We start from the raw sequence: 11,895 nt of genomic DNA on the forward strand, positions 1-11,895 counted from the left end.
TTTGGGGGGGGGGGGGGGGCGTCGTGGGAGTGCGGGTCAGCGCGTGCGGGCGCTGCGGCCGCGCGTCGCGAAGACGTAGATGCCGAGCACGATGATCGCGCCGATGATCGAACCGATGATGCCCGACGGCTGCAGGAAGCCGCCCGTCGGGTCGCTGCCGAAGAGCAGGAATCCGAGGAAGCCGCCGACGAACGAGCCGACGATTCCGAGGACGATGGTCATGAGGATGCTCATGCTCTGCTTGCCGGGGATAACGGCACGCGCGATGAAGCCGGCGATGAGGCCCACGATGATGAGGCCGAGGATCGTCCAAAGCACGATGTTCTCCTTGCTGTGAGGTGCCGGGTGGCACAGCGCTTCTCTGGATGAGGAGCGGAGACGACGTTATGCCCGGGACGGATTCCTCGGTGAGCCCTTGAGACGGGCCGTGCGACTGGCTATCCTCGCCGTTCCGCACCGGCGCCCGACAGCTCGAGGCAGATGAGCTCGGGCCGAGGGTCCCACGAGGGGACGGTCTGGAATCCGTATCGGCGGTAGAGGCCGATCGCCGACTCGCGCCAGGGCCAAACGGAGAGCCTCACCGGTCGCCCTGCGTGGCTCAGGGCCTGCTCGAGGAGAGCCGTTCCGACTCCGCGGCCCCGCGCGTCCGGCGAGGTCCAGAACCGGGAGATCTCCGCGGTGTCCGCGGAGCGCCCGACCACGACCACCCCGCAATCCTCCCCGTCGAGGCTGGCGATCAGGATGCGGCGTCCCGCGAGCGCCGTGGCAGGGTCGGCGATCTCCCGCCCGTAGCGCTCCGGCAGAGGGGCCTCCGCGGCGACGAGCCCGTGTTCGGCCTTCTCCGTCTCGGTCGCGCGGAGGTACGACGCCAGGAGTGCGGACACGGATTCGTGGTCCCGGGGGAACTCGGCCACCCGCACGGACACCATGTCCTCAGCCTAGGTCGAGAGCGCGCAAAGAACGGACCCGGATGCCACGGTCAATGAATCGGCCTGACTTTCGTTCCTATCGGGAGCCTTGTCCGGCAGGGGCCGGCTGGCCTGATTCTTGGTCAGCGTAATACGCCTGTTCGACCTCGACGGGGGTGCGCATGTCGAGCTCGCCGTGTAGCCGCTGGTTGTTCCACCACCACACCCACTCGAGCGTCGCGAGCTCGACCTGCTCGACGGTCCGCCAGGGACCGCGCTGGCGGATGAGTTCGGTCTTGTAGAGGTTGTTCACGGTCTCGGCCATCGCGTTATCAAAGCTGTCGCCGACCGTCCCCGTGGAGGGGACGGCGCCGAGTTCGGCGATCCGCTCCGTGTAAACCATCGCGGTGTAGTTCGACCCGTGGTCGGCGTGATGAATGAGCCCATCAAGGCGGCCGCCGACGTTCCAGGCAGCCATGTCGAGCGCCTGCATCGGGAGGATCTCTGACCGCAGCGTCGATGCGACGTTCCACCCGACGATGCGGCGCGAGTAGACGTCGGTGACGAACGCGACGTAGGCGAAACCACTCCAGGTCGCGACGTAGGTGACGTCGCAGACCCAGAGCCGTCGTGGTGCCGGCGCCGTGAAGCGGCGGTTCACGAGATCGCTCGGCAGGACGGTCGTCTTGTCCGAGCGCGTAGTGAATATCCGCTTCGACTTCCGGACGCCGCGCACCCCAGCGAGCCGCATGAGGCGTTCGGTCTGGTCCCGGCCGATCTGCCAGCCTTGCCGGCGCATGAGGGCGTGCATCTTCCTGCGCCCGTAAACGCCGTAGTTCTCCGCATGCAACCGCGCAACCTCCGGGACGAGGAGCTCGTCGCGCAGTTGCCGGGCCGACGGCGCGCGACCGACCGCAGCGCGATAGCCGCGCGCGGTGAGAAAGCCCTGCACTGCCGGTCGGAGGACGCGGCAGATGAGCTCGACCCCGAAACGATCCCGGTGTTCGCTTATGAACCGGACCATCTCGGTCAGGGGCGGTCGAGCTCCTTCGCGAAAAACACGCTCGCAGCCTTCAGGATCTCATTCGCCTTCCGCAGCTCGGCGTTCTCCTTCTGCAGCCGCTTGATCTCCGCAGCAGCATCGGTCGTCAGCCCAGGCTTGACGCCCGCGTCGACCTCGTAGCGGCGCTGCCAGAGCCGCAGCGTCTCCGGACTCATCCCGAGCAGCCCGGCGACATGACGGACCGCGCTCATCATGTTCGGGTGCGACGGCCGCGTCTCCGCGAGCATCCTGAGCGCCCGCTCACGCATCTCCGGCGAGTACTTCCTGTTCATCGTGTTCCATCCTTGCTTGAAGAACGGAACGAAAGTCAGGCCAATTCACATGCTATTGCTGATGCTGTTACACAGGTCGATTGGGTGACTGGGCTCAACCTTGATGGGTGTGTGACACCACGGCTGAGGGTCGCGATCTTTGGATCGCGGCCCTTTTCTGCATGTGCGCCGCGGTATACGGCGGGGCACAGTCAGGAATAGGACCGAAAAGTGGTGCTCCGATATAGATCTCATCTCTGAGTCACAGAGTTGATACCGACCCCACCAGGAGACACGCCATGACTACCACAGGACAGACAGCTACCTACCTTCGGGTATCCGGCGCGGATCAGAACCTCGCTCGACAGCAGGAGCTTGCCGAGCGCTCCGACAAAGTGTTCGAGGAGAAGGAGAGCGGCAAGGAGGGCAATGAGCGGCCAGTGCTCGACGAATGCATCGACTGGCTGCGGAGCGGAGACACTCTACTGGTCTGGAGCATTGACCGCCTGGCTCGTTCCATCGTGGACCTGAACCGGATCGTGTCTGCACTTCGAGCGAAGGGCGTCACCGTTCACTTCGAGCAAGAACGCATGACCTTCACCCCCGGACAGGAGATCGATCCTTACACCGAGGCTATGTTCAACATGCTTGGCTCCTTCGCCCAGTTCGAGCGCCGAATCATCCGGCAACGGCAGCTCGAAGGAATTGCAGTCGCGAAGGCTGCCGGCAAATACAAAGGTCAGAAGCCGAAGCTCAACAGTGCTCAGCTCGCCGATTTACGGCAAAAGGCAGAGCTCAGAGTTCCGAAGGCTGAAATCGCCCGCGCGATGGGAGTTTCCCGAAAGACGGTTTATCGCGCGCTCGAGTCTGACTACATGAGCGTCGAGGAATGGCGGACCACGCGCGTAAGAGTCCAGAGCAATTGAACCTGACGCGCAAGATGATGCTCGCTTGCGCAATAGCGGTTTATCTCCAGTTCTGACTTGTGTGGACACTGAAGCATTTCATTCGACTGATATGAATTCTTGGCGGATCACCCAATCCGCTGGTAGAGGGTTATATCTCGACAGGGCCGGGGATAGATCTCCCCGGCCTTGCTCGTTCCCTCGATTTGCCCAGTATGCGAACCAGGTCCATCGCAAACGGTCGTGGAGGCGTTTTGATTACGACCGGTAGGCGTGCTGAAATCGCGAATCTCCTCCGAAATTGCCCCTAGGTTTGTGGCGCGGGTGTGGCAAGATGCATGCCCATAGAAGCAGCGTTACGAACATCGTCAGTGAATAGTTCAAGAAGGCCAAGCACAGCATCGCGGAGGGCCTTGTAGTCGTCGAGTTTGAGATCCAGATATTCCCCGTGAGCGATCGAATTTCGCCTGTCGGCGAGTTCTGTGTCTATAAGATTCGCGCGGAGCGTGTATTGCGACCGCTGTTCGAGCCCGAGCCTCGCCAGGATGTCGAAGAAGACGGTCGAACGAAGGTTACTGTCCGTACGGATGAGGTCTTCTGATAGCGCTGCACCTTTCGAGAGGTCCGCGCGCAGGAAGGCAGCGAACTCGTTGTGCTTCAGCGGTTTGGTGGCTGCTTCGATCTCCGTCATCTTGGTTTTGAGCGCATTGCCTAGAAAAGCCTCACTCAGCCGTTCGTATGGTAATGACTTCGTATTCACATACCGGATGTAAAGCCGAGCCACGGCCTTCACCCACCCCTCCCAGTGAGCGTAGAGGATAAGCACGCCGGACCGAACATTTGCTCTCTGCGCAGTCCCGGAAGACTGCTGAACGAGTTTGAGAGCCGTCGTGAGCTCTTGCTTCCGCCAGGCAATCTCAGCATCAATCGCCTGGTCTAGGGCCTCGACGGTCCGAATCTTTGCCATCAGGCTCGGATGATGTCTCGTCCAGCCGGAACCATCATGCTCAGCCGGGCTTCCGTGGACTTCCCGGTAGCGAACCGGGTAGTCATGTCTGGCAGGTTCCAGAATTCGATTGCGCATGCACGCAGGTCGGTCCGAGTGTTAACGCCCTCGCGAATCAGATAACCAAGACTGATCGCCAACGCCTCGAATGACGAATTGAGAAAGCCGCCCTTGAAGTCCTGCTTCACGCTATCCCAGCGTCCAAGTACCTTTTCGTCTGCGTCGAGCAGTCGATCGAAGGTTTCCTTGAAGACTTGCTCTGCCTGCTGCTTGTAGCTGTCGTCGAAGTCGAGGGCCAGAGAAATGGCAAATTCCTGGAGCCCATCCTGGAAGTTTCGTATGCCTCGGATGTCTTCGTCTGAAAGAGCGTGCAAGTAGAGGAATCGCAGAACAAGCTCTTCGTCGTACTTCTTGCGCATGCTGCTGTCGGGAAGGCTCAGTAGTGAAACAAACGCTTCATGTGCCGCCAGGCCGCTCACCCACTCGACGAATGCAGAATTCACGCCAACGAGCTGTGCGTTGCGAATCTCCTGGTTTGAGAGCTTCGAGCCGAAGGAGTTGAGGCGCTGAAAAAGGTCGAACTTAGTTTTCGCGTCCGACTCGCGCTGCACGATCTTCAAGTCAATCTTTGATCGTTTGATGTCCCGGCGCTGTGCAGCGGTGAGAGCTTGGTCGGGGTGCTCGCTGTCTTCCCACACAAGATTTTCGAGAGCTGGCAGGTATTTGGTGGCTCTAAGCCGTAGTGGAGGGAAATCAGCGTGGTCAAGCAGACCTTGCAATTGCAGCAGGGTGCTGATTCTTTGGAGGCCGTCCACTAGCTCCCAGTTCCCATTTTCGTCCTGCGCGACGAATACCGAGGGTAGTGGGATGCCAATTAAGATGCTCTCGACAAGCCGTGACTTTTGATCCTCGTCCCAACGGAAAAGTCGTTGGAAGGGAGGTCGGATGATGAGTTCTTTCTCACGGAACATATTCGTGAGCTCGCCCACGCTCATCGGGTATCCGTCCGTCGAAATCGCGCGCCGCGCGTCCTCAAGCTGAGCTTCTAGGGTTGTCATGGCGCCTCGCTCATGTCGACTGATCCAACTTCGTTGTGTCGACCATGCTATCGGGCGCCCGTCCCGCGCGTGTCTGAGGCGCCGTTCGGACCCTACTCAGACCGCGCGTGCCACTGCAGGGTTTTGCGTGCTGGGCACCCACCCGAGCGCGGGAGCTACATGCTTCGCGAACGACTCCACCATATGTACACAAAAATCAACGCCTAATTGCGACGGGATCGTCAGCATCAGGGTGTCGGCGCTCATGACGGCGGCGTCGTTCTGCAGCTGCTCGACAAGGACGTCGGGCTCGGCGGCGTACGTCTTGCCGAAGGTCGAGCGCATGCCGTCGATCACGCCGATCTGGTCGGAGCCGGCGGATCCGCCGAAGTACAGCCGGTCCTCGTCGCTGACGATGGGGAAGATGCTGCGGCTCACCGACGTGCGCGGGGTGCCCGCGTGACCGGCCTCGGTCCACGCGGCACGGAACGCGTCGAGCTGACGCGCCTGCAGGATGTCGAACGGTGTGCCGTCGGCTTCGGTGAGGAGCGTCGACGACATGAGGTTCACGCCCGTGCGCCCGGCCCACTCCGCCGTCCCGGTCGTGCCGGCGCCCCACCAGATGCGCGTGCGCAGACCGGGGGAGTGCGGCTCGATCCGCTGGAGGCCCGTGCCGCCGCCGAAGGGGCTCATCGGGTCGCGCTCGGCGAGGCCCTCGCCGTCGATCGCGCGCAGGAACAGGTCGAAGTGGTCGCGGGCGATGTCGGCTCCGCGCGGGTCCTCGGACCCCGTGTAGCCGAACGCCTCGTAGCCGCGCAGGACGGACTCGGGTGACCCGCGGCTCACGCCGAGCGCCAGGCGGTTGCCGCTGATCAGGTCGACGGATGCCGCCTCCTCGGCGAGCATCAGCGGGTTCTCGTACCGCATGTCGATGACGCCGGTGCCCACCTCGATGCGCGAGGTGCGTGCCGCAATCGCCGCGAGCAGCGGCATGGGGGCCGACTGCTGCCGGGCGAAGTGGTGGACCCGGAACGAAATGCCGTTCACGCCGAGGTCGTCCATGCCCTGGGCGAGGTCGATCGCCTGCAGCATCGAGTCACCGGCCGAGAGGTGATGGCCGCCGCCGAGAGGGCCGTAATGCCCGAAGGAGAGGGTGCCGAAGGAGCGCATGAGAGGTGCAACGCGGCATCCCTCGATCTATTCCCCCGAATGGAGCGGAGGGCGACCCACGCGCGCGAGCGAGCGGTCGAACACCGTGATCACCAGGAAGACGGTGGCGACCGCCACGACGAACCAGCCGAGCGTGTGCAACCCCGACGTCGAAGCCCGCGCGCCGTACGCGTTGCCATAGACCACCGACGACACGATCGCGCCGAGGTAGAAGAACGTCCGCGACAACCCGGCGGACGACGCGATGCGGGCGGGCTCCGCCTGCGCGTACAGCGAGTTCTGGATCGCGAGGTTGTTCAGCCCCTGCGGGATGCCGAGGATCACCATCGTGAGCACGAGGAACCACAGCGGCGAGGCATCCGTCATGAAGAGCACGAGGATGCCGGCGACGAGCTGCGCGGCCGAGCCCAGCAGCAGCTTCCACACGACCTCGGGCCGCCGGCCGAACGCGAGCGCGAAGACGACGCCGGTCGCGAACACGGGCAGCAGCACGAGCCCCGTCGCGGTGGGATCGAGACCGCGGCCGTCCTCGAGCCACTGCGTGAAGCCGTACACGAACGTGTAGGACACGGTTGCGGTCAGCAGCGAACGGACGAAGGTGAGCAGCAGCGGGATGCTCGTCGTGAGCACCCGGACGTCGATGAACGGGTCGTCAACGCGGCGCTCCCACCACACGAACGCCGCACCGACCGCGACGGCGAGCACCGGCATCCAGATCAGGGCGATCCCGATGTTCTGCAGGAACACCAGCAGGCTCAGCATCGCCACCGCGAACAGCGCGATCCCGACGCCGTCGATGCGCGGCCGTTCGTGCGGCGCCGGCTCGATCGCGGTGTGGCGCGGGAAGAACAGGGCGCCGAGCAGCAGCGAGATCAGCCCCAACGGGATGTTGATTGCGAACGTCGCGCGCCAGCCCCACGCGCCGATCAGCAGACCGCCGAGCGTCGGGCCGATGACGGCGGTGGTCTGCGTGGTCACCGACAGGATGGTCAGGATGCCGGCGGGAGACGCCATCCCGGTGCGCTCGGCCTCGGCGCGGATCATGTGCATCGCCGCCGGGTACCCGGCGCACGTGCCGAGCCCCAGGATCACGCGGGCCGCAACCAGCCACCAGATGCTCTCGGGCGACTCCGGCGCGAACAACCCGATCGCCCCGCCCGCGGCGACCATGACCGCGCCGACGAGGAACAGCGGCTTCGCGCCGAAGACGTCGACGAGCCGGCCCACCAGCGGTTGACCGATCGCGGTGGCGAGGTACAGCGCCGAGACCAGCCACACCGTCTCGGATGCCGGGGCGCCCAGCGCGATCCCGATGGGAGTGAGGGCGACCGCGATGATCGCGGTGTTGACCGGGTTCAGGATCGTGCCCACCATCATGGGGGCGAGCAGGCGCCGGTCGAACCGATCGGCGGGAGCCGTGCGGCGCAGGAGCGACGTCACGGGAGGAGGCGCCCGAGGATCGCGATCGTGGATGCCACGGTGGCGAGCTCGTCCGGATCGAGTTCGGACAGCGCGTGCTCGAGCCACTCCGCCGCGGCCTCGCGCTGCCCGACGAGTCGGGCGCGCCCCGCGTCGGTGAGGTCGATGATCTGCCGCCGCCCGTCGGACGGGTCGGGGGTGCGCGTGACGAACCCGGCCGACTCCAGCGCGTCGACCGTCGCCGCCATCGACTGCGGTCGGACCCGCTCGGCGCCGGCCAGGGCGCTCGCCGTGGACACCCCGCCCTTGCCGAGTCGTGCGAGCGCGGAGGCCTGCGAGGGCGTGAGGTCGTCGTCGGCGCCCGCTTCGCGCATCCGGCGGAGAAGCCGCGCGACGGTCGCCCACAGGTCGACGGCCGTCTGTGCGGGGGTGGGGGGAGGAGGAGTGGGGGGCACAAGTCGTCAGTCTAAACTGATCAGTTTCGCCTGTCGATATCGGTGACCGGTGTCGCGCCCCGCCGGCCGCGCCGCCCCGGTTTCGCGCCCCGAACGCATCGCCGTGTGGCACGATGCGGAGGATGAGCGACGAGATTCCCGAGGAGTTGCGCCGCCTCCGCGCCCGGGCCTACGGGCCCGACGCCGACATCGCCGCCGACCCCGGTGCGCTGCAGCGCCTCGCGGAACTCGAGGAGCAGCAGCGGCGGGAGCTCGTCCGGCCCGTGGCCCCAGCGACGGAGGTCGTCGAGGCCACGGAGTTCGTCGAGGCCGTGCCGGAGGACCCGCCCGTCCCCGAGGCCGACGCCGACGCCGAGGCCGAAGAGGAGCCGCCGCGCCGCGGGCGCCCCATCCGGTCCCGACGCGTCTTCTGGCTGTGGGGAATCTCACTGGCGCTGGTGGCCGCGCTCTCGAGCGCGCTCACGGTAGTGAGCGTCTCGATCCTCCCCGTGCAGACCAGCGCCGGTGTTCCGCAGATCGCGACGCTGAAGCCCGAAGACGGGCGCTCGATCCCGGGCATCTTCGGACCCGCCAGCTCGGACGGACGCGCCTACCCCGACTTCTACGGCATGAGCGCGTTCGTCGCCTACGCGCAGTTCGGCCCCGACGGGGAGCGCAACCCGTGCATCTTCCTCACCCCGACCGCGACGATCGACGAACTCGACGCGGGCGGATACTCCGGCTTCTCGCAGGCGGGATGCGGCGCGGGCGCGTTCCCCGCGACGTTGCAGTTCGTGGTCAACTCCACCGTGCCGGACGCTTTCGTCGAGCGGTTCCCCCGAGGTTCGAGCGTGCAGTTCGTGTTCGACGGCGAGAACCTCGGCGTCTTCAGCGACGCGGGCTGAGCACGGGCGGATGAGAGGGTGGAGCAGTGACCTCCCTCCTCGACCACGTGCCCGCAGGCAGCGACCCGGATGCCGCCTACCTCGGGTTCGTCGAGTGGGCGAGCGGCCGCGGACTCACGCTCTACCCCGCGCAGGACGAGGCGATCATCGAGATCGTGTCCGGCGCGAACGTGATCCTGTCGACCCCGACCGGCACGGGCAAGTCCCTCGTCGCCGTCGCTGCGCACGCGGCATCCCTCTCCCGAGGCGGCCGCAGCTATTACACGGCCCCCATCAAAGCGCTGGTGAGCGAGAAGTTCTTCGCGCTCGTCGAGATCTTCGGCGCCGAGAACGTCGGGATGGTCACGGGCGACTCGTCGGTGAACTCCGACGCCTCGATCATCTGCTGCACGGCCGAGATCCTCGCGAACCTCGCCCTCCGACAGGGACCGGACGCCCAGGTCGACCAGGTCGTCATGGACGAGTTCCACTACTACGGCGAACCCGACCGCGGGTGGGCGTGGCAGGTGCCGCTCCTGCTGCTCACCCGGGCGCAGTTCATCCTCATGTCCGCGACCCTCGGAGACGTCACCGACATCGCCGACGACCTCTCCCGCCGCACCGGTCGCCCCACGGCGCGGGTCACCGGCGTCGAGCGTCCCGTGCCGCTGCACTTCGAATACGCCCGCACGCCCGTGCACGAGACCGTGCAGGAGCTGCTCGACACCCGTCAGGCGCCCGTGTACGTCGTGCATTTCTCGCAGGCCGCAGCGATGGAGCGCGCGCAGGCCCTGTCGTCCATCCGCATCATCGGACGCGAGCAGCGCGACGAGATCGCCGAGGCGATCGGCGGTTTCCGCTTCACCACCGGCTTCGGCAAGACGCTGTCGCGGTACGTGCGCGCGGGGATCGGTGTGCACCACGCCGGCATGCTGCCGCGGTACCGCCGGCTCGTCGAGACGCTCGCGCAGCGCGGGCTCCTGCGGGTCATCTGCGGCACCGACACCCTCGGCGTCGGCATCAACGTGCCGATCCGCACGGTGCTGCTCACCGCGCTGACGAAGTACGACGGTACGCGCATGCGCCAGCTCTCCGCGCGCGAGTTCCACCAGATCGCCGGGCGCGCCGGCCGCGCCGGATACGACACCGCGGGCACCGTCGTCGTGATGGCGCCCGACCACGAGATCGAGAACGCCGCGCAGATCGCCAAGGCCGGCGACGACCTCAAGAAGCAGAAGAAGATCGTCCGGAAGAAGGCGCCGCAGGGGTTCGTCAACTGGACCGAGCAGAGCTACGACCGTCTCGTCGCCGCCGAGCCCGAGCCGCTCCAGCCGCAGATGAAGCTCACCGCCGCGATGCTCATCAACGTCATCGCCCGCGGCGGCGACGTCTTCGGCAACGTCCGCTCCCTCGTCTTCGACAACCACGAGCCGCGCCCCCGGCAGTACGAGCTCGCCCGCCGCGCCATCGCGATCTTCCGCACGCTGCTCCAGGCCGGCGTGGTCGAGGCGGGGGCCGATGGCATCCGGCTCACCGTCGACCTGCAGCCGAACTTCGCACTCAACCAGCCGCTGTCGCCGTTCGCGCTCGCCGCGATCGAGTTGCTCGACCCCGAAGTCGAACTCGGGAGGGGGCCGGATGCCACGCCCCCGGCCTCGTCGGTCGGCACCGGGCACTACGCGCTCGACGTCGTCAGCGTCATCGAGGCGACGCTCGACGACCCGCGCCCCGTGCTGTCGCAGCAGCAGTTCCGCGCCCGCGGCGAGGCCGTGGCGGCGATGAAGCGCGAGGGCATCGAGTACGACGAGCGGATGGAACTGCTCGAGGAGATCACCTGGCCGAAACCGCTCGACGAGCTGCTCGCGCAGGCCTACGAGGTGTTCGCGTCGAGCCAGCCGTGGATCCGCGACTTCGAGCTGTCGCCGAAGTCGGTCGTGCGCGACATGTTCGAGCGCGCGTGCTCGTTCGGCGAGTACGTGTCGCTGTACCAGCTCGCCCGCAGCGAGGGACTCGTGCTGCGCTACCTCAGCGACGCCTATCGGGCCATCCGGCAGACGGTCCCCGCCGACGCTCAGACGCCCGACCTGCTCGACCTCATCGCCTGGCTCGGCGAGCTGGTGCGGCAGGTGGACTCGAGCCTCGTCGACGAGTGGGAGCAGCTCATCAACCCCGCGGACGACCCGTCGGCACCGGTCGTGCCGCCGGCTCCGCCGTCCATCCTCACGAACCGGCGCGCGTTCGTCGTGCTCGTGCGCAACGAGATGTTCCGCCGAGTACAGCTCGCCGCGCTCCAGCGCGACGACGAACTCGCCGAGCTCGACCCGGACGTCGACTGGTCCGCGGCGCTCGATGCGTACTTCGACGAGCACGACACGATCGGCACGGGCGGTGCCGCGCGGTCGTCGGCGTACGTCGACATCGACGAGTCGGCCGCGGCGGACGGCCTCTGGCGCGTCGAGCAGACGATCGACGACCCGGCCGGCGACCACGATTGGCGCATCCGCGCCGAGGTCGACCTCGCCGCCTCGGAGGAGGAGGGGACGGCCGTCGTCCGCGTCACCGAGGTGCTGCGGCTCTGACCCCTCCTCCCCGGTCAGCAGCGCGCCGGACAGCGGGGCGATGCGCGCGATCGGCAAGGATCGGAACCGGTCGAACACGCCCTTGTCCATGTCCTCACGCAGCTGCACGCCGGTCACGACCGAGGTCGTGATGACGGTCTGGACGAGGATGCCGGGGATGATGATCGGCAGGTAGCTCGCGACATCGCCGGCGATCGCGCCGCCGAAGATGTACGTGAACATCAGGGGAACAGGATCGG

11 protein-coding genes and 1 pseudogene are annotated in these 11,895 nt (G+C 66.3%); 3 read left to right on the forward strand and 9 right to left on the reverse strand.

Annotation, left to right across the window (positions count from 1 at the left end; translation table 11 throughout):
• Positions 1-36: 36 nt before the first annotated feature.
• The 3 genes from I5G_RS17055 to I5G_RS17065 form a co-directional block, all read right to left on the reverse strand.
• Positions 37-318 (reverse strand): GlsB/YeaQ/YmgE family stress response membrane protein, encoded by a 282-nt coding sequence (locus I5G_RS17055; RefSeq protein ID WP_022880145.1) that lies wholly within the window; start codon positions 316-318, stop codon positions 37-39.
• 119 nt (positions 319-437) lie between these two features.
• The gene (locus tag I5G_RS17060; protein WP_022880146.1) at positions 438-929 is read right to left on the reverse strand and encodes a GNAT family N-acetyltransferase; all 492 of its coding nucleotides are present in this window, start codon (positions 927-929) and stop codon (positions 438-440) included.
• A gap of 76 nt (positions 930-1,005) precedes the next feature.
• Positions 1,006-2,243, reverse strand: a protein-coding gene (locus I5G_RS17065) for an IS3 family transposase (RefSeq protein WP_239642565.1) whose coding sequence is annotated in 2 segments (ribosomal slippage) — positions 1,006-1,964 and positions 1,964-2,243 — 1,239 coding nt in all. Because the reading frame shifts where the segments join, the coding sequence is not laid out codon by codon here.
• A gap of 278 nt (positions 2,244-2,521) precedes the next feature.
• On the opposite strand from I5G_RS17065, the gene I5G_RS23200 reads away from it, so the two are divergent.
• A complete protein-coding gene (locus I5G_RS23200) occupies positions 2,522-3,148 on the forward strand; it encodes a recombinase family protein (RefSeq protein ID WP_022880149.1) in 627 nt (208 codons plus the stop codon).
• Between the two features lie 286 nt (positions 3,149-3,434).
• Here the strand turns inward: I5G_RS23200 and I5G_RS23205 are convergent, their stop codons facing one another.
• From I5G_RS23205 to I5G_RS17100, 5 genes are all read right to left on the reverse strand, one after another.
• Positions 3,435-4,094 (reverse strand): MAE_28990/MAE_18760 family HEPN-like nuclease, encoded by a 660-nt coding sequence (locus tag I5G_RS23205; RefSeq protein ID WP_022880150.1) that lies wholly within the window; start codon positions 4,092-4,094, stop codon positions 3,435-3,437.
• Positions 4,094-5,122, reverse strand: a complete 1,029-nt coding sequence (locus I5G_RS24150) for a DUF262 domain-containing protein (RefSeq protein ID WP_204365575.1) — start codon at positions 5,120-5,122, stop codon at positions 4,094-4,096. The genes I5G_RS23205 and I5G_RS24150 overlap by 1 nt, the downstream gene beginning before the upstream one ends.
• Before the next feature lie 165 nt (positions 5,123-5,287).
• On the reverse strand, positions 5,288-6,340 hold the full coding sequence (locus I5G_RS17090; protein ID WP_022880152.1) for an LLM class flavin-dependent oxidoreductase: 1,053 nt from the start codon (positions 6,338-6,340) through the stop codon (positions 5,288-5,290).
• 27 nt (positions 6,341-6,367) lie between these two features.
• Entirely contained in the window at positions 6,368-7,780 is a 1,413-nt protein-coding gene (locus I5G_RS17095; RefSeq protein ID WP_022880153.1) for an MFS transporter, read from the reverse strand.
• Positions 7,777-8,214, reverse strand: a complete 438-nt coding sequence (locus tag I5G_RS17100) for a MarR family winged helix-turn-helix transcriptional regulator (RefSeq protein WP_022880072.1) — start codon at positions 8,212-8,214, stop codon at positions 7,777-7,779. The genes I5G_RS17095 and I5G_RS17100 overlap by 4 nt, the downstream gene beginning before the upstream one ends.
• A 122-nt stretch (positions 8,215-8,336) precedes the next feature.
• On the opposite strand from I5G_RS17100, the gene I5G_RS17105 reads away from it, so the two are divergent.
• Positions 8,337-9,098 carry a hypothetical protein gene (locus I5G_RS17105; RefSeq protein ID WP_022880154.1) on the forward strand — a complete coding sequence of 254 codons (762 nt, stop codon included), beginning with the start codon at positions 8,337-8,339 and terminating at the stop codon, positions 9,096-9,098.
• A gap of 26 nt (positions 9,099-9,124) precedes the next feature.
• The gene (locus tag I5G_RS17110; RefSeq protein ID WP_022880155.1) at positions 9,125-11,656 is read left to right on the forward strand and encodes an RNA helicase; all 2,532 of its coding nucleotides are present in this window, start codon (positions 9,125-9,127) and stop codon (positions 11,654-11,656) included.
• A gap of 15 nt (positions 11,657-11,671) precedes the next feature.
• On the opposite strand, the pseudogene tetB(58) reads toward I5G_RS17110, so the two are convergent.
• A pseudogene (gene tetB(58) / locus I5G_RS26605) lies at positions 11,672-11,895 on the reverse strand (tetracycline efflux ABC transporter Tet(58) subunit B); the annotation flags it as partial.

The organism is Microbacterium sp. B19 (genome assembly GCF_000333395.1).
Classification (GTDB): Bacteria; Actinomycetota; Actinomycetes; order Actinomycetales; family Microbacteriaceae; genus Microbacterium.